At 42.7% G+C, this 16,170-nt stretch carries 19 protein-coding genes and 1 pseudogene; 15 read left to right on the top strand and 5 right to left on the bottom strand.

Annotation, left to right across the window (positions count from 1 at the left end):
* The first annotated feature begins 189 nt into the window (after window positions 1-189).
* The 7 genes and pseudogenes from CJ483_RS24400 (at window position 190) to CJ483_RS05500 (ending at window position 5,569) form a co-directional block, all read left to right on the top strand.
* The gene (locus CJ483_RS24400) at window positions 190-1,026 is read left to right on the top strand and encodes a YpbB family protein (RefSeq protein WP_182916974.1); all 837 of its coding nucleotides are present in this window, start codon (window positions 190-192) and stop codon (window positions 1,024-1,026) included.
* The gene (locus tag CJ483_RS24395; protein WP_182916973.1) at window positions 990-1,235 is read left to right on the top strand and encodes a helix-turn-helix domain-containing protein; all 246 of its coding nucleotides are present in this window, start codon (window positions 990-992) and stop codon (window positions 1,233-1,235) included. The genes CJ483_RS24400 and CJ483_RS24395 overlap by 37 nt, the downstream gene beginning before the upstream one ends.
* A 12-nt stretch (window positions 1,236-1,247) precedes the next feature.
* Window positions 1,248-2,702, top strand: coding sequence for a RecQ family ATP-dependent DNA helicase (locus tag CJ483_RS05520; protein WP_342753747.1), 1,455 nt, complete (start codon window positions 1,248-1,250; stop codon window positions 2,700-2,702).
* A gap of 13 nt (window positions 2,703-2,715) precedes the next feature.
* On the top strand, window positions 2,716-3,306 hold the full coding sequence (locus CJ483_RS05515; RefSeq protein ID WP_120032663.1) for a CPBP family intramembrane glutamic endopeptidase: 591 nt from the start codon (window positions 2,716-2,718) through the stop codon (window positions 3,304-3,306).
* Between the two features lie 14 nt (window positions 3,307-3,320).
* Window positions 3,321-3,926: a hypothetical protein gene (locus CJ483_RS05510; protein ID WP_120032661.1), complete on the top strand. Its 606-nt coding sequence runs from the start codon at window positions 3,321-3,323 to the stop codon at window positions 3,924-3,926.
* Window positions 3,911-4,063: pseudogene (locus CJ483_RS24990) on the top strand (LysM peptidoglycan-binding domain-containing protein); the annotation flags it as partial. The gene CJ483_RS05510 and the pseudogene CJ483_RS24990, both read left to right, overlap by 16 nt.
* Before the next feature lie 147 nt (window positions 4,064-4,210).
* Window positions 4,211-5,569, top strand: a complete 1,359-nt coding sequence (locus CJ483_RS05500; protein ID WP_120032657.1) for an amino acid permease — start codon at window positions 4,211-4,213, stop codon at window positions 5,567-5,569.
* A 45-nt stretch (window positions 5,570-5,614) separates the two neighbouring features.
* Here CJ483_RS05500 and CJ483_RS05495 read toward each other — a convergent pair whose 3' ends face one another.
* The 3 genes from CJ483_RS05495 to CJ483_RS05485 are packed head-to-tail and all read right to left on the bottom strand — an operon-like array spanning window position 5,615 to window position 6,709.
* Complete coding sequence (locus tag CJ483_RS05495; RefSeq protein ID WP_120032655.1) at window positions 5,615-6,184, bottom strand: manganese catalase family protein; 570 nt, start codon at window positions 6,182-6,184, stop codon at window positions 5,615-5,617.
* 28 nt (window positions 6,185-6,212) lie between these two features.
* Window positions 6,213-6,479 carry a spore coat protein CotJB gene (locus tag CJ483_RS05490; RefSeq protein WP_120032653.1) on the bottom strand — a complete coding sequence of 89 codons (267 nt, stop codon included), beginning with the start codon at window positions 6,477-6,479 and terminating at the stop codon, window positions 6,213-6,215.
* Window positions 6,476-6,709 carry a spore coat associated protein CotJA gene (locus CJ483_RS05485; RefSeq protein WP_120032651.1) on the bottom strand — a complete coding sequence of 78 codons (234 nt, stop codon included), beginning with the start codon at window positions 6,707-6,709 and terminating at the stop codon, window positions 6,476-6,478. The genes CJ483_RS05490 and CJ483_RS05485 overlap by 4 nt, the downstream gene beginning before the upstream one ends.
* A 132-nt stretch (window positions 6,710-6,841) precedes the next feature.
* Here CJ483_RS05485 and CJ483_RS05480 point away from each other — a divergent pair, with 132 nt between their 5' ends.
* The 3 genes from CJ483_RS05480 (at window position 6,842) to CJ483_RS05470 (ending at window position 9,354) form a co-directional block, all read left to right on the top strand.
* On the top strand, window positions 6,842-7,609 hold the full coding sequence (locus tag CJ483_RS05480) for a metallophosphoesterase (protein WP_120032649.1): 768 nt from the start codon (window positions 6,842-6,844) through the stop codon (window positions 7,607-7,609).
* A 95-nt stretch (window positions 7,610-7,704) separates the two neighbouring features.
* On the top strand, window positions 7,705-8,286 hold the full coding sequence (locus CJ483_RS05475) for an adaptor protein MecA (protein WP_120032646.1): 582 nt from the start codon (window positions 7,705-7,707) through the stop codon (window positions 8,284-8,286).
* A 96-nt stretch (window positions 8,287-8,382) separates the two neighbouring features.
* A complete protein-coding gene (locus CJ483_RS05470) occupies window positions 8,383-9,354 on the top strand; it encodes a YpdA family putative bacillithiol disulfide reductase (RefSeq protein ID WP_120032644.1) in 972 nt (323 codons plus the stop codon).
* Between the two features lie 215 nt (window positions 9,355-9,569).
* Here the strand turns inward: CJ483_RS05470 and CJ483_RS05465 are convergent, their stop codons facing one another.
* Both CJ483_RS05465 and CJ483_RS05460 read right to left on the bottom strand, forming a co-directional pair.
* Window positions 9,570-10,928 (bottom strand): IS1182 family transposase, encoded by a 1,359-nt coding sequence (locus tag CJ483_RS05465; RefSeq protein WP_120032642.1) that lies wholly within the window; start codon window positions 10,926-10,928, stop codon window positions 9,570-9,572.
* A 313-nt stretch (window positions 10,929-11,241) separates the two neighbouring features.
* On the bottom strand, window positions 11,242-12,216 hold the full coding sequence (locus CJ483_RS05460; protein ID WP_120032639.1) for an asparaginase: 975 nt from the start codon (window positions 12,214-12,216) through the stop codon (window positions 11,242-11,244).
* Between the two features lie 96 nt (window positions 12,217-12,312).
* On the opposite strand from CJ483_RS05460, the gene prsW reads away from it, so the two are divergent.
* The 5 genes from prsW (at window position 12,313) to CJ483_RS05435 (ending at window position 16,166) form a co-directional block, all read left to right on the top strand.
* On the top strand, window positions 12,313-12,996 hold the full coding sequence (gene prsW / locus CJ483_RS05455; protein ID WP_120032637.1) for a glutamic-type intramembrane protease PrsW: 684 nt from the start codon (window positions 12,313-12,315) through the stop codon (window positions 12,994-12,996).
* 244 nt (window positions 12,997-13,240) lie between these two features.
* Window positions 13,241-14,029, top strand: coding sequence for a spore cortex-lytic enzyme (gene sleB / locus CJ483_RS05450; RefSeq protein ID WP_182916971.1), 789 nt, complete (start codon window positions 13,241-13,243; stop codon window positions 14,027-14,029).
* A gap of 15 nt (window positions 14,030-14,044) precedes the next feature.
* The gene (ypeB, locus tag CJ483_RS05445) at window positions 14,045-15,394 is read left to right on the top strand and encodes a germination protein YpeB (RefSeq protein ID WP_120032635.1); all 1,350 of its coding nucleotides are present in this window, start codon (window positions 14,045-14,047) and stop codon (window positions 15,392-15,394) included.
* Between the two features lie 113 nt (window positions 15,395-15,507).
* On the top strand, window positions 15,508-15,936 hold the full coding sequence (locus tag CJ483_RS05440; protein WP_120032633.1) for a flagellar brake protein: 429 nt from the start codon (window positions 15,508-15,510) through the stop codon (window positions 15,934-15,936).
* A gap of 2 nt (window positions 15,937-15,938) precedes the next feature.
* Window positions 15,939-16,166 (top strand): PilZ domain-containing protein, encoded by a 228-nt coding sequence (locus CJ483_RS05435; RefSeq protein ID WP_182916970.1) that lies wholly within the window; start codon window positions 15,939-15,941, stop codon window positions 16,164-16,166.
* The last annotated feature ends 4 nt before the right edge of the window (window positions 16,167-16,170 follow it).

Genomic DNA, 16,170 nt, shown 5'->3' with positions numbered 1-16,170 from the left:
ATGTGGCATTTGCTTACCCACGCTCGTTTGAAAACTTCTTCCCTCATTGTATATCCGATTAGTTTTCTTTTCAATCATAATTTCTTAATAAAAAAATGATAAGGCTTTCATTAGCAATTCCTCCACATACGAGGAATTTTGACAAATTTCATGGTAAAATAAATGAAAGTACGAAAAGGGAGGCAAGCCATGCCTTTTCTACAAGCAATCTTATTGATGATGATTAATCAAATAAACGGACAAAGAACAGCTTCATCTATTTTTCATCTGTTAAAGGGAAAGAAGTCTTCGCAAACGATACAAGATGCCCGATTATATCATTTAGACAAATGGTTTCAGACAGCTTCCTTTTTGGAGAGAACGGCCTTTGAGCAAATTATCCATGATTTAACTGACCGGCAGCTCATCGAAGTGGATGAACTAAAACGCGTACGTGTGACAAACACGGGAAGGACAAGACTGGAGGTTCTCTCTGAAACTCTGCCTCCACTTGAGTTTTTACATGGGTGGAGCTTGCAGGATTGCGCTGTGATTTTTTGGAAAAGACTCTCTTTAACTGTTCAGGTCGCTTCGCATTTAATTTACCGGGATGATGCTTATCTTCCAATAACGAAAGATGAACAAATTCAAGCATGGCTGAAGTCATTTTTAGCAGCCAGACAGCTGTCGAAGAAAACCTTGGCAGCCTATCTTCATCACGAGCTGCTGACTCTTCTGCAAGAACAGCGGGTTGAAGATCCACTTATTTTAGTGCTGCGTCTTTCAGGAAAACAGCGAACCGGTAAAACAACAGTCCAGGCGGGAGAACTGCTTAGCATGGAAGGTGCTGAATATTGGTATCGCTTTTTGAACTTGCTTCACTTTGCGATCCAACACATTATTCAGCATGCTGCACAGTTTCCGCTATTATTCGCAATGATACAAGATATATACGAGCCGGTTGTTTTAACACAATCGACAAAAAAAACAGCAGATATGCTAAAAAAGGTTTGTCCATTGAAGAAATTTCAACCCATCGGCGCTTAAAGCAAAGCACAGTAGAAGATCATGTGGTCGAGCTGGCTTTTAATTATCCGGGTTTTTCTATTCGGCCTTTTGTTGATAAAGCAACAGAAGAGCAGGTGCTCAAAGCGGCTGCGGTCCTTTCCAACAAGAGAATCAAGCCGATTAAAGAGCGGCTGCCGGATGTTTCTTATTTTCAAATTAGGCTTGTGCTGGCTAAATATAGCGGATAAAGGAAGATGAACATGGACCAGGTTTTATTTCAACGGTTTGGTTATTCTACTTTTAGAACCGGCCAAAAGGAAACAATTGAATCCTTGCTATCAGGCCACCATACACTGGCTATGCTTCCAACTGGAACAGGAAAGTCGCTCTGCTATCAGCTGCCAGCGTATTTTCTTCCGGGAAGTGTGCTTATAGTTTCCCCATTGTTATCACTTATGCAAGATCAGGTTGAGCAATTGAAAATGCGCGGGGAGAAAAGCGTGGCTGCTTTGAACTCATTTTTGTCGTTCGAAGAAAAGCAGCAAGTGATCCGCCAGCTGCCGAACTACCGCTTTATCTTTTTATCCCCGGAAATGCTGATGAGCGAGCAAGTGATTAAGGCGCTGAGCAGGATACAGCTCTCTCTTTTTGTTGTGGATGAAGCGCATTGTATTTCCCAATGGGGCCATGATTTTCGGCCAGATTACCGTCTGTTAGGTGAAGTGAGAGAGCGGCTTGGCTCTCCTCTAACTCTCGCTTTGACAGCCACAGCCACAGCTGAAGTCAGGCGCGATATTATTCAGTATTTAAAGGTCGAACAGATGGAAGAGTGGATCTTTTCCGTGGACCGGCCAAATATTGCAATGGCGGTAGAACAGCTCCCGTCACATGCTGATAAGCAAGCCAGACTGCTGAGGCTAATTAGCGAGCTTGAGAAGCCGGGAATTGTATATTTTTCAAGTAAGCGGGCAACAGAGGAGGGGGCTGGCTGGTTACGGCAGCATGGCATTGGAAAAGTAGCATTTTATCACGGGGGCATGGAACAGGAAGACCGTATTTTGATTCAGCAGCAATTTTTGCGTGACGAACTAGATGTTATTTGTGCGACCAGTGCCTTCGGAATGGGAGTGAATAAAGATAACATTCGGTTTGTTATTCATTATCATCTTCCAGCTCAGCTTGAATCTTATTTGCAGGAGATTGGCAGAGGCGGCAGAGACGGAGGAAGGGCGCTTTCCGTTCTGTTATATACCCCGGGAGATGAAGAGTTTCATTCGATGATAGCCGAAGGGGAATTTCCCTCCGACAGCCAAATTACCGGCTATTTATCTCCCTCTGACGGTCAGACAGAAGAGGAGCGGATAACGGCTTTGCAGCTGACTGACGTGCAGGCCCGTTTCCTTCGTCATTATGCTCAAGAAGCAGCGCGAAAAGGCCAGACCAATATTGCTGAGTATGTTATGGCCAAACGACAGGAACGGCTCAGGCAGAAGGAAGAAAAACGGCTGACGATGCTTCGGTGGGTACGGGCAAAGACATGCCGACGGCAAGAAATTCTTAACTATTTTGAAGAACAGCTGGAGAGTAAACCCGCTAATTGCTGTGATTTGTGCGGCATAGACTGGCAGAAATATAACAAGCGTGGTTCCCCAGAAAAACGTGAGGAGCTGGATTGGCAAGCTATTCTCAGTTCTTTGCTTCAAGTTGAGAGGTGACGGGAATAGACATATGAAAAGAAATAAGCAAGCTGATCTCATCCGGCAAATGACGGATAAAGAGGTGCTCCATGCTCTTTATTTAACGCAATTTCTTTTGCTGCTGCTATCACTCATTATCGGCAGTTTTGTATTTGAGGATTTAAAGGAGTTTTACCGCTTGTTTAAATGGTCCTTCGCGGATATCGTTATTTGGGGCGGAGGAGCGGGACTGTTAGTGGTTGCAATGGATTTATATTTAATGAAAAAGCTGCCTGAAAAGTATTATGATGACGGGGGCATCAATAACCGGCTATTCACGAGCCGTTCTGTTGCAGAAATCTTTTTAATTGCTTTTTTGGTTGCAGTGTCTGAAGAAATTTTTTTCAGGGGAATGGTCCAGACGATAGTTGGATTCATTCCGGCAAGTATTCTTTTCGCTATCATTCATGTGAGGTATTTATCACAGTGGTATTTAACAATCAATGTCATTCTTCTAAGCTTTGGCATTGGCTGGCTATTTGATTGGACTGGCAATCTAGCAGTTGTCATAATGATGCATTTCACGATTGATTTTCTGCTGGGATTAGCCATTCGCCACAAACAAAATAAGAATGAATTATAAAGAAGGGATGAACTATGACGAAAGACCCTTATCGTGAGTTGGCGCAAAAGACTCGCGTAGAAATTCAAAGAGTTAAACGTGAGCAGGAAGAGCCGCCTGTTCAGGAAACAACCTCCTCACGAATGGAAAGAAAAGAGGAGAAAAAACAAAAGAAATACCCGTTGCTAAAAGTACTGCTCGTCTTTTTTATTACCTTGCCCTTTATTACGTTATTCTGGTATACACATGCAAGAGATCGTGACTACTCCTCAACGACTGTAGTGACCGAGAGTTCAAGTCCTTCCACACCGCTATACGACGTATCCGATGAAGAGGAGGAGCCGGATGAGCAGGAGAGGGAGGAGAAGACGGCCAAAAATGATAAACAGATAGAGGAGAAATCAGCAGAGCCTGCTCAGGAGGTAATAGCTTCTACTGTGGAGGCACCTCCAGAAAAGACAAGCGAGCCGCCGGTTAAAGAAAAAGAGAAACAAGAAGCCGAGCCGGTTGACGAGAAACCAAAAGTAGAACAGGAAAAGGTACAAAAGGAAACTCATCCGGAGAGACAAGTAGAAGAAAAAAAGAAACGGCTCCGATACATAAGGAGCAGCCTGAAGGAAAAGTGGTCTATCATACTGTAAAGCCTCAAGAGACCGTTTTTAGGATCTCTATGATGTATTATAAGTCGCAAGAAGGAATCGAAAAAATAAGGCAAGCCAATCAATTGAATGGCAATGACATTCGAGTAGGCCAAGTGCTAAAAATTCCTCTACCCTAATTTTAGGTAGGGGAATTTTTAGTAGGTGTAAAATCATTATCACGAGGATAGTAATTAGAAAAATCAAAAAAATGAGGAATCTTGTCGAACTGTGATATACTTCATTTGTGAAAACGCTTTATTTTAGTTAAGAGGGGATAGGTGTACATGGAGGGTCAAGAACTTAAAAGGGGTTTAGAAGAGAGGCATATTACGTTAATGTCGCTCGGCGCTTGTATCGGAGTAGGTTTGTTCTTGGGATCGGCTACTACGATCAAAATGGCTGGCCCGGCGATCTTGCTAGCTTACATCGCGGCTGGTGCTGTCATGTTTGTGATTATGAGAGCGCTTGGGGAGATGGCTATTGAAAATCCAGTTGCTGGTTCTTTTAGTCGATATGCACAGGACCACCTAGGTCCTATTTATGGTTATATTACTGGTTGGAACTATTGGTTTTTATGGATTGTTACATGTATGGCAGAAATTACAGCGGTAGGAGTATACATGCATTTATGGTATCCAGATGTGCCTAATTGGATCTGGGCGCTTGCTGCACTGGTTATTATGTCCGCTGTAAACTTAATTACAGTGAAAGCCTATGGAGAGTTTGAATTCTGGTTTGCTTTAATTAAAATTGTCGCAATTATTTTAATGATTGTAGTAGGTCTCGGTATTATTTTGTTCGGAATTGGCAATGGGGGAGTAGCTACTGGTATTAGTAATTTATGGGCACACGGTGGCTTTGCCCCGAATGGCTTAAAAGGAATTTTAATGTCTATGACAATGGTTATGTTCGCTTATCTCGGCATTGAAATGCTCGGTGTAACGGCAGGCGAAGTAAGAAATCCAGAAAAAGCTATTTCGCGGGCGGTAAATACTGTGTTCTGGCGCATACTCGTTTTTTATGTGGGTGCATTATTTGTCATCATGTCCATTTACCCATGGAATGAAATCGGAACAGCAGGCAGTCCATTTGTTTTAACATTTGAAAAAATTGGTATCCCAAGTGCAGCGGGAATTATCAATTTTGTTGTTTTGACAGCCGCTCTTTCCAGCTGTAATAGTGGGATTTTTAGCACAGGGCGGATGTTGTTCAACCTGGCAGATCAAGGTCAAGCATCGCCTGCTTTTAAAAGAGTAGCTAAAACCGGTGTTCCATCTCGGGCCATTCTTGTATCAGCTGGTGTCCTGTTAATTGGTGTAATCTTAAATTATTTCGTTCCTGAGAAAGTGTTTGTGTGGGTAACGAGCATTTCTACATTCGGCGCTATTTGGACATGGTCCATGATTTTACTTTCGCAGCTTCAGTTTAGAAGGGGGCTATCTGCTGAACAGAGAAAATCATTAAAGTTTGCTGCTCCATTCTGGCCAATAGGCTCCTATCTTTCTCTAGCTTTTTTGGCGATGGTTATCGTTTTAATGGCTTTTTCGCCAGATACGCGGATTGCTTTGTATGTGGGTCCATTATGGCTGCTGTTTTTAGTAGGCATGTATTATGGAAAAGGACTGCAGAAGCAGACATCTTAATACGGAAAGCTCCGGAGTTTGAGACTTCGGAGCTTTTTTAAATAATTAAAAGACTTTTTTGCGGTCTCTTTCCTCTTTTAGTATTTCGACGGCTTCTCGGAAACGCTGGGAGTGGATAATCTCCCGCTCGCGTAAAAAGCGGAGCCCATCGTTAAGATCAGGATCGTCGCTTAAATCAATCAGCCATTGATAAGTAGCGCGAGCTTTTTCTTCTGCTGCAATGTCCTCATACAGATCGGCAATCGGATCGCCTTTTGCCTGAATGTAAGTGGCTGTCCATGGAACGCCAGCTGCATTATGATAAAAGAGTGCTTTATCATGATCTGCATAGTGATCAGCCAGGCCAGCTGCCTTCATTTGGTCAGGTGTGGCATCTTTTGTCAGCTTATACACCATTGTGGCGATCATTTCCAGATGAGCAAATTCTTCTGTTCCAATATCGGTCAGCAAGCCGACTACCTTATCGGGGATGGTGTAGCGTTGATTGAGATAGCGCAGGGCAGCGGCTAATTCTCCGTCTGCTCCTCCGTACTGTTCAATTAAGTATTTGGCGAGCCTCGGGTTGCATGTGCTCACTCTCACTGGATATTGCAGCTTCTTTTCATATACCCACATAGTAATCTCCTTTCAGCGATCATCTTTATTACACTTGCCAAGGCCATGGAGTTCCTTTGTAATCAAATGGGTAACGGGAGTAGCTGTATCCGAAGCTCGTCAGCGCTCCGTATTTTTTTTCGAAAGCTTTTTTTAGAGTTTTGCTTAATTTTACGTGCTCATTATATTGCTTTATTGCTTCAAGATCATCAGGATGGGTATGAAGATAGAGAACTAATTCAACAATGACAAAATCGACGGCCTGGATCTCTTCCAGCTCGCTGTAGTATTCAGGGGGCAGTTGTTTTTGTTTCATTCTCTAACCCCCTTCTTCATTTCTCTTAATGAATAGTATGGATCATAAAAGCATTTCCATAGTGTCCCGGCTTTTAGGGCCGCGTGGGCCGGGAATTGTTCAAGGCCCGGCGGTTGAAATCCGACGTACAATTGGGGCGGAGTGGAATATCTCTTTACTCTTATGGGCGGACAGGGGTCCAGTGGACTTATATACGGACGGTATGTTTTGTACCAGGTGCAGTTGTTCATTCCCTTCCTCCTTTTTTATACTTCAATCTATATGTATGGAGGAGGAGGGGACATTATTTCTTTTTTTCGTTTAATCTGTTATTCTGATTATTATTTTGCATTATTATTATTTAGGGAACGAAGGGAAAAGTGATGTTGTATTTACTAATCGTCTTTCTCCTCATATTAAGTGTCATCGTTTTTATGTGGAGAGAAGCACTGAGAAACGAAGTAATCGCCGATGTACTTTTATTTAAATGCTATCCATGCCAGCAGCCGTTAACGATCTTTTTTATCTCGGATATTCATCGGCGGACTATTCATCCGTCCATTCTTAAAAGAGTAAGTGGAAAAGCGGATATTGTTATTATTGGCGGGGATCTAGCAGAGAAAGGGGTGCCGCTGGAGCGAATATCCCATAATTTGCAATGCCTGAAACAGGTAGCTCCTGTTTTTTTTGTGTGGGGAAACAATGACTATGAAGTCCCTGCTGAAGAGCTGTCTAAATTGTTTCAAAAGCACAGTGTCCACGTTTTGCGCAATGAGTCTTTTTGTTTGCCGGTTAGTATGGATTGTGATGTACCGGTATATTTGCTAGGGACAGACGATGTTAGCAAAGGCAGGAGCAGTAAATCCTCCACTTTTAGTGAAGTGCCCCAGAGAGCCTTCAAAATTTTGATTAGCCATAATCCGGTTTTTGAGAAAAAGCTGGCTGCTGCTGACGGAGTTTCACTGTTCTTGAGCGGTCATACACATGGAGGGCAAATTCGGTTTTTCGGCGTTGGCCCTTATAAAAAAGGTGGCTGGGGAAACTCCGGAAAGATGAAAACCCTCGTCTCAAATGGGTATGGAACGAGTGCTGTACCGCTTCGCCTCGGTGCTAAAGCAGAAACGCATTTAATTACAATCAAACAAGGATAAGCGGGCGTCTTTACCAAAATAGCATAACAACTCACCATCTGCGTTTTCCTTCATAGTATGTGATAAACAGGTCCTTAAGCAGGGGGCAGCAGACTATGAGGATAGAACGTTTATCAGATAATAAGGTGATGCTTTCCATTACTTACGAAGAGTTAAGAAAAAAAGGCTGTTTGAAAAAGCACATTCTTGAGGATTCATACATCTGGCACGAAATCTTTGATGAAATGCTGGATGTGATCGAGGAGCAGCTGGATATTGACACGGAAGGAATGATTGCCATTGAGGTTCATTCTATGTCAGGCGATGAGCTTGTTTTAATTTTAACGATTGATCATTTCGATTTTTTAAACAAAGTAGAAGACACACCGGCAGAGACAGAGGATGAATATGGCTGTGAGCTGACATTTAAGTTTGCGGATATTGAAGATGTCATTGGATTGGTCCATGATGAGAAAAAAGTGAGAGATGTGCAGAGTTCGCTTTTCTATTTTAAAGATGCTTATTACCTCTGTTTCTCATTTGATTTTGACAGCCAGTATGATGCGCTTGAGTCCGCTTTGTTGGAATATGGCTGGATGTCGAGTCTCTCTGAGGAGTTATTAAAAGAATATGCGATCCTTGTGATTCCATTGGAGGCAACAAGGAAGGTCTATGAATACTTTGTAAAGAAAGCATGATTCCTTTAAGGTCTATCCATTGAAAGTTAGACGTTTTTCTCCTATCATCAAAGTATAGCAGGAAATTTTGTTGTACGGATAACGAGGAGTGGAATTATGCGTAAGGAAGAATGTATTATTATAGGCGGCGGACCATGCGGACTGTCTGCTGCTATCGCTTTAAAGCAAATTGGCAAAGATCCGCTTGTTATTGAAAAAGGCAATATCGTAAATTCTATTTACAAATACCCGACACATCAAACGTTTTTCAGCTCAAGTGAAAAGCTCGCTATTGGGGATGTACCTTTTATCATTGAAGAACGGAAGCCAAAGCGCAACCAGGCACTGACGTATTACCGAGAAGTCGTAAAAATGAAAGAACTTCGCATTCACCGTTTTGAAACGGTTCAAAGAGTGGAGAAGCTGTCCGATGAGCAATTTCGGGTGTATACGTCGGCCGGAACATATGAAACAAAATATGTGGTTATTGCCACAGGTTATTATGACCATCCAAATTATATGCATATTCCAGGGGAGGGGCTCGATAAAGTATTTCATTATTTTAAAGAGGCCCACCCTTATTTTGATATGGATGTGGCTGTCATCGGCGGCAAGAACTCGGCTGTTGATGCCGCTTTAGAGCTTCACAAAGCAGGGGCACGGGTGACCGTTCTTTACCGTGGCAGCGAGTATTCCAAAAGTATTAAGCCGTGGATTCTTCCTGAATTTGAAGGACTTGTCCGGAACGAGGAAGTTAAAATGGAGTTTCATGCAGAGGTCATTGAAATTACGGAAGACGCCATTATATATCGCCAGCATGGTGTGGAAAAACAATTAAAAAATGACTTTGTTTTTGCCATGACCGGCTATCACCCGGATCACAATTTTTTAAGAGAAATGGGTGTAGAGATTGACGGAGAGACTGGCCGGCCAGTCTACAATGAGGAAACGAAAGAAACGAATGTGAAAGGAATTTTTATTGCCGGAGTTATTGCGGCTGGCAATAATGCTAACGAAATCTTTATCGAAAATGGTCGCTTTCACGGTGGTGAAATTGCAACAGCCATTGCCGAGAGGGAGAACATATAGAGTGTGTAAGGGTTTTTTTCCTTCTCTAAGCACGTACAGCCGAATTTGTAGATTCAGTTGTTTTTATAGTTTTTTATTAATCCAAACGGGCCTTATCGGCCCGTTTTAGTTTGTCGACAAAAGGGGTTCGGAATAGTCTTATTCCGAACCCCTTTTGATTTTTCGGTAGTTTTAAAGCCATTCGAGAGAAAGATAGACCTCTCCGAGGTCATCATTTAAGCCATTTCTGGTTCTCGCCAAGTCCAGCTGGCCATTTTCTTGAGATTCATGGCAGCGAAAGTAAGCATCGCTTGCATCGACAATTTTTTAAGTCCCCTTAACGTTGTCCAACGCATGCCATGCTTTTCTTTTGCATCTGCGAATACACGCTCAATCGTTTCTTTTCGCTCCGCATAAATCGCTTTAACTTCTTCGTGGTGGCGAAGATGGTCGGCCTCTTCCATATATTTCTGCCAAATATGGCGTGTCACCACTTTTTGATGATCTCTGCTTTCCGTGCATTTAGCTAAAAAAGGGCAGGAGGTACAAACCTGTTTGGGTGATCTGTATTCACGATAGCCTTCCTTATTCGTCGTTGAGTAATTCAATACTTCCCCTGCCGGACAAAGGTAACAGTCAAAATGTTCATCGTACACATAGTCATGCTTTCTGAAGAAGCCCTCTTTTGTGCGCGGCCGTGTATAAGGCAAGGCAGGTGTCATGCCGTTTTCCATTAAATAACTGGCAATGGCAGGTGTTTTGTAAGCTCCATCTGCACCAACAGCTTTAGGTTTTCCTACCTTTTCTATCACTTTCTTCATTAACGGCTCTAAGATCTGGCTGTCATGTGTGTTGCTTGGTGTGACCATTGTGCCAATTACGAATCCCTTACGGTCTGCGGCCGCGTGAAAGGAATAAGCAAATTGTTTGGTTCGTTCGTCTTTAACGTAGTAGCCACTGTCCGGATCGGTTGTACTTTCCTTGATTTCTTTCGTTTCTTCTTTATCGAACTTATCTGGCGGGAACGGCTTTTTTCCATGATCCTCTCGGTCCTGATTAATCTCTTCTTGGAGGCGTTCCTGATACGCGCGTGTTTCTTTGCGAACCATTTTCTTTTCAAATTTACGCTTATTCGCGCTAGCTTTTACATGAGTGGAATCCACAAAAACGTGCTCCGCACTAATGAGCTTTTTCTCGGCAGCTATTTTTAAGATACGATAGAAGATCTGTTCAAACAGGTCGGTATCTTTAAAGCGACGCTCGTAGTTCTTACCGAAGGTAGAGAAATGCGGCACTTTATCATGGAATCCATAACCGAGAAACCAGCGGTAGGCCATATTCGTTTCCACTTCCTCGATCGTCTTGCGCATGGATCGAATGCCAAAGGCATATTGGATAAATGTTAGTTTAATTAAAATAATTGGATCAATGCTTGGGCGGCCCACTTCCGCATACAATCCTTCCACCAAGTCATAAATAAAAGAGAAATCCATCGCTGCCTCCATTTTACGGACCAGGTGATTCTCTGGTACAAGCTGGTCTAGAGCGATCATTTCTATTTGATTCCGTTGGATTGGATTGTTTTTCGAAAGCATCTTTCTCACCTCAAGCGTTTGATCTATTTATTTTAAAACAGGTATGGTTGTACGGCTACTCTAACTTTGTAACCCCTGTTGATTGAAATGGATGGCGCAAAGACTCCTGCGGGATCAGCGGGACAGGTGAGACCCCGCAGGCGCTTTCACGGCGAGGAGGCTCACCGCCCCCCCCCCCCGCGGAAAGCGAAGCGCCTGGAATGGAAATCAACAGCCCCCATTCACAAGCAAAATAAAAAGGACTGTAGACAAACTCTAGAATTTCATTGAGTTTGTCTACAGTCTGAAACGGGCCTTATCGGCCCATTTTTTATTATTCAAATAGTTTTTCAAGATTGTCGGAGGGGTGTTTAGAACCTAATGCAATAAGCAGTTTTAATCGTGCTTTCTGGCCATTCAGCCCATTTGAGAAGATGAGCCCCAGTTCCTTCAATTGTTTGCCACCGCCTTCATATCCATATATATCCTGGACAATGCCATTAAAGCATCTGGAGACGAGCACAACCGGGATTTTTTCCTCAATGAGTTCCTTGACTGCTGAAACGGCATCAGGAGGCAGGTTACCTTGTCCAAGCGCTTCAATCACCACTCCGTCATAACGTAGTTCTTTTAAAGCAGACAGCAAATACGAGTCCATACCGGCGTAGGCTTTAATCAGGGCGACGCGTTTGTCAACGGCTGCCACGGGAAACTTCTGACGGCGAGCCGGCTCATGATGAAAAAGAATTTTTCTTTTTGTAATAATTCCAATAGGTCCGTATTGCGGACTTTGAAAAGTTGAAATATTGCTCGTATGGGTCTTTGTTACATTGTCGGCCGAATGAATTTCGTCGTTCAACACCACAAGTACACCTTTCCTTTTTGCTTCGCTGCAAGCAGCGACACGGATAGATGAAATTAAATTATATAGACCATCTGCTCCGATTTCATTGCTAGAACGCATGGCGCCTGTAACAACTACTGGAACATCGGTTGTAAGTGTTAAATCTAGAAAATAAGCGGTCTCTTCCAGCGTATCGGTTCCATGAGTAATGACCACTCCATCAAAGGATTCTTGCTCTAGCGTCTCATCAATTAAATGTTTCAGCTTAAGCATCTCTTTTGGAGTAATGTGAGGAGAAGGAAGATGAAATGGTTCAGCAGAAACGATTGTCGCCGACTCATCTAACAAATGATCAAATGAAAAGAGCGGGTTTGTGCTGGTTGGCTTAACAGCACCGGATTGCTTATCTTCCTCCATTGAAATAGTTCCTCCTGTATGGATGACGAATATTCGTTTTTTTGACAAAAGAAAAACCTCCATTGTACAAATTTGGATTATCTATGTTCAATCCTTTTTAATAATGATACGATGAAGAAAACCGAAAGAAAAGAGGACGAAAGGATGCTGGCGGTTTTTTCGGCGGGGATAGCTCCTGGACTGGCGCTTTTATGCTATTTTTATTTGCGTGATCAATATGAAACAGAACCGGTGACAACAGTTGCAAAAGCTTTTATTTCGGGTGTGCTGCTTACTTTCCCAGTGATGTTTATCCAATATGTATTGGCGGAAGAGAAGATTGCTCTTTCCGGTGCGGCTACAGCTTTTTTATCGAGTGGATTGCTTGAGGAATTTGTAAAGTGGTTTATATTATTTTATCTAATTTACCAGCATACAGATTTTGATGAGCCCTATGATGGCATTGTATACGGGACAAGCGTCTCACTCGGATTCGCGACAGCAGAAAATATTCTTTACCTGCTGGCTTATGGAGTGGAGCATGCTTTTTTTCGGGCGCTGTTGCCGGTTTCAAGTCATGCGCTTTTTGGCGTATTGATGGGGTTCTATCTGGGGAAGGCCAAATTTAGCCAGGACGGCAAGGAAAACAGGCGACTGTGGCTTTCACTCTTAATCCCGTCTTTATTACACGGGTTGTACGATTACATTTTATTGATTGAGTCTGTCTGGCTCTATTATATAATTCCATTTATGTTGTTTCTTTGGTGGCTGGCGTTAAAGAAAGTGAAACAAGCCCACCGCTTGTCTGATCAGCACCATCTTCGTCTTGTGCGGAATAAAAGCTCTTAATTGAAAAAATCTATATGTATACCGAAACGCCCCTACAGGCTGCTTAGAAGCGTTTGATTTTTTAAGAGATGAAGCTAAAAGGGGAAGAGGAGGAGACGGCATAAAAGCCTTTGAAGTGCCGCCGACCGCCAACTATCGACTATTTGAGAAGCTCTTAATTGAAAAGAGCTTCTTTTTTTGTATAAAAATATGCACCTTGCAAAAAATAGCTGTACACATCATCTATCAGATGGAGGGTAAAAAAATGAGGATGGATCTCAATGTGAAACAAACAGCTGTTATCATTTCATTGGCTATTAGTCTCTTCACCTGCAGCCTGCTGGCTATGCCGGAAACGTCTCGGGCATTTTCAGGACAGGTCATTCAAAAGGGGGCTTCCGGCGATGATGTTATTGAGCTTCAAGCAAGGCTTCAATACATTGGTTACTACAAAGGGAAAATTGATGGCGTATATGGCTGGGGAACTTATTGGGCTGTCCGTAACTTCCAGGAAGCTTTTGGACTGCCGATCGACGGGCTTGTTGGGGGAACCACAAAGAATAAGCTTGTAAAGGCATCTAAGTATGATGAAAGCTATGTAAAATCACAGATTGCAAAAGGCCGTTCCTTTACTCATTATGGGAAGGGCTCTTCAGGAGAAAACACATCAGCTCCAGCTCAAAGCGTCCCACCCGGTTTTTCCCAAAATGATATTCAGTTAATGGCCAATGCCGTGCATGGGGAAGCGCGCGGAGAACCCTATGAAGGGCAAGTGGCAGTAGCAGCGGTCATCCTAAACCGTTTGGAAAGCCAAAGCTTTCCGAACACAGTGTCAGGGGTTATCTTTGAGCCGCGGGCCTTTACGGCGGTGGCAGACGGACAAATTTGGCTAACACCAAATGAAACATCAAAGAAGGCCGTATTAGATGCGATCAATGGATGGGACCCGACAAGTAATGCTTTATACTATTTTAATCCTGATACAGCGACAAGTTCTTGGATTTGGTCTAGGCCGCAAATTAAAAAAATAGGGAAACATATTTTCTGTCAATAAAAAGGGGGGACTACGATGCTGCGTACATTAGCTATTGTTGTATTATCGCTGGCTGCTGTCGGGACGGGTTTCTGGGGGTATCAGGAACATAAAGAAAAGAACGCTATTTTAATTAATGCAGAAAACAGCTATCAGCGAGCATTTCACGATTTGACTTTTGGAGTCGATCGGATTCATGATCAAATTGGCACGACTCTGGCGATGAACTCTAGAAAGTCGCTTTCTCCAGCGCTTGCAGATGTCTGGCGGCTAACATCTGAAGCACAAAATGATGTAGGACAACTGCCACTAACGCTATTGCCGTTTAATAAAACAGAAGAGTTTCTTGGCAGTATCGGAGATTTCAGCTATAAAACAGCTGTAAGAGATTTAGATAAAGAACCGCTTACTGATAAAGAATATAATCATTTGAAAAACTTATATGAGCAATCAGCTGATATTCAAAACGAACTGAGAAAAGTGCAGCATATGACACTGAAAAACAACTTGAGATGGATGGATGTTGAACTTGCTTTAGCTGCAGAAAAAGAAGGAACCGATAACACGATTATTGATGGATTTAAAACAGTTGAAAAGAAAGCCGAGGGCTATAGTGAAACAAATACCGGTACGCTTCCAGGCAATACAAACCAACTGGATATAAATCATTTAAAGGACAATAAAGCAGCACCTATTACTAAAAAAGAAGCACAAATGCGAGCGGCAAAGTATGTTCAAATGAAGCAGATAAACGATGTAAAGGTCACAAAAAGCGGAAAAGGCTCGGACTTTTCTTTTTACAGTGTATACATGAAAAATAAAAAAGGCGAAGAGGCGAACATCGATATAACGAGAAGAGGCGGCTACCCACTTTGGTACATGATCAACAGAGAAGTAGGGAAACCTACGATCAGTTTAAATGAAGCAAACAATAAAGCCACCGCTTTTTTAAATCGTCATCAAATGAAGGATTTAGCACTTTATGACAGTACTCAGTATGACAATGTCGGCGTGTTTACTTTCGTTGGTGAACAAGAAGGTGTTCGGATTTACCCTGATACCGTTAAAGTGAAAGTAGCTTTGGATAACGGACAAGTGATCGGAGTCACGGCGAATGAATATTTGGCGAATCACCATAAGAGGAAGTTGGAAAAGCCGGTATTGACCGAGAAAGAAGCAGAAACATACATTAACCCGAGGGTCCGCATTCAGGAAAAGCGGCTTGCGGTCATTAAAAATGAGCTGAATCAGGAAGTGCTCTGTTACGAATTCCTAGGCACACTCGGTGAAGAAACGTATCGGGTTTTAATTAATGCAAAAGATGGAACAGAAGAGCAGGTGGAAAAGATGCGTCAATCGGAACCAGTTTATGACAACTTGCTATAAAAGTTCCAATTCAAGCGATCTTCCGTTGCTTTTTTACTAATCACCTACTATAATTCGAAGAAAGAATCAGTGTAAGGACCCAATAGGAAGAAGGAATTAGGTGAGTGATAAAGATGATTGAAACAGGGATGTATTTACTGCTTGTTTCTAGAGAAAAAGATCAGGAAGAGCATTATCGCTGCCGGGTAGCAGATATTGATGAGGGAGTCATACTTATTGATTATCCCGTAAACATAGGTACAAATCGCTCTACCTTTTTTGTAGATGGCATGCAGCTTTCAGCTGAGTTTATTGACCCAAAATATTCTTCAGCAGTCTACACATTTGACACGGAAGTAAAAGGGCGGACGAAAAGAGATATTCCACTTTTAATCCTTCATGATCCCGGGTTGGAAAAATATGTGCGTATTCAAAGACGAAAGTTTGTACGGGTGCCTATACCGGTGGATGCAGCTATCTATTTAGAAAATGTTGCGCCCTTTACGGCAGCTACAGAAGATATTAGTGCGGGGGGATCGCTGTTCCTCTGCCAGAAGGGATAGACGTGAGCAATGAACAACAGGGAAGAGTCTATCTTTCTGTGCCAATGCAATCGGGTGACCACCATTACTTCGAAATAACTGCGCGTGTTGTAAGGCTTCGCATAGATGATAAAGGCCGGCCAATTGCCTCTATTGAATTTGTTGATATTCCACGGACAGATCAGCAGATTTTGCTTCGTTTCTGTTTCGAACGCCAGCTGATTATGAAAAGAAAAGGATTGATTCAGTAACTCC

This window comes from Bacillus sp. PK3_68 (genome assembly GCF_003600835.1).
Classification (GTDB): Bacteria; Bacillota; Bacilli; order Bacillales; family Domibacillaceae; genus Pseudobacillus.
Note: the sequence above shows the minus strand (reverse complement) of the source record. Positions and strands in the feature narration are given on the sequence as shown.

Bases quoted from the DNA above. Each gene is read 5' to 3' on its own strand.
- CJ483_RS05440 (WP_120032633.1), top strand. From the start codon at position 15,508: ATGATTGAAACAGGGATGTATTTACTGCTTGTTTCTAGAGAAAAAGAT.
- CJ483_RS24400 (WP_182916974.1), top strand. From the start codon at position 190: ATGCCTTTTCTACAAGCAATCTTATTGATGATGATTAATCAAATAAAC.
- prsW (WP_120032637.1), top strand. From the start codon at position 12,313: ATGCTGGCGGTTTTTTCGGCGGGGATAGCTCCTGGACTGGCGCTTTTA.
- CJ483_RS05490 (WP_120032653.1), bottom strand. From the start codon at position 6,479: ATGAAACAAAAACAACTGCCCCCTGAATACTACAGCGAGCTGGAAGAG.
- CJ483_RS05480 (WP_120032649.1), top strand. From the start codon at position 6,842: ATGTTGTATTTACTAATCGTCTTTCTCCTCATATTAAGTGTCATCGTT.
- CJ483_RS05465 (WP_120032642.1), bottom strand. From the start codon at position 10,928: ATGCTTTCGAAAAACAATCCAATCCAACGGAATCAAATAGAAATGATC.
- CJ483_RS05520 (WP_342753747.1), top strand. From the start codon at position 1,248: ATGGACCAGGTTTTATTTCAACGGTTTGGTTATTCTACTTTTAGAACC.
- CJ483_RS05470 (WP_120032644.1), top strand. From the start codon at position 8,383: ATGCGTAAGGAAGAATGTATTATTATAGGCGGCGGACCATGCGGACTG.
- CJ483_RS05500 (WP_120032657.1), top strand. From the start codon at position 4,211: ATGGAGGGTCAAGAACTTAAAAGGGGTTTAGAAGAGAGGCATATTACG.
- CJ483_RS05485 (WP_120032651.1), bottom strand. From the start codon at position 6,709: ATGAACAACTGCACCTGGTACAAAACATACCGTCCGTATATAAGTCCA.
- ypeB (WP_120032635.1), top strand. From the start codon at position 14,045: ATGCTGCGTACATTAGCTATTGTTGTATTATCGCTGGCTGCTGTCGGG.
- CJ483_RS05515 (WP_120032663.1), top strand. From the start codon at position 2,716: ATGAAAAGAAATAAGCAAGCTGATCTCATCCGGCAAATGACGGATAAA.
- CJ483_RS05495 (WP_120032655.1), bottom strand. From the start codon at position 6,184: ATGTGGGTATATGAAAAGAAGCTGCAATATCCAGTGAGAGTGAGCACA.
- sleB (WP_182916971.1), top strand. From the start codon at position 13,241: ATGAGGATGGATCTCAATGTGAAACAAACAGCTGTTATCATTTCATTG.
- CJ483_RS05475 (WP_120032646.1), top strand. From the start codon at position 7,705: ATGAGGATAGAACGTTTATCAGATAATAAGGTGATGCTTTCCATTACT.
- CJ483_RS05510 (WP_120032661.1), top strand. From the start codon at position 3,321: ATGACGAAAGACCCTTATCGTGAGTTGGCGCAAAAGACTCGCGTAGAA.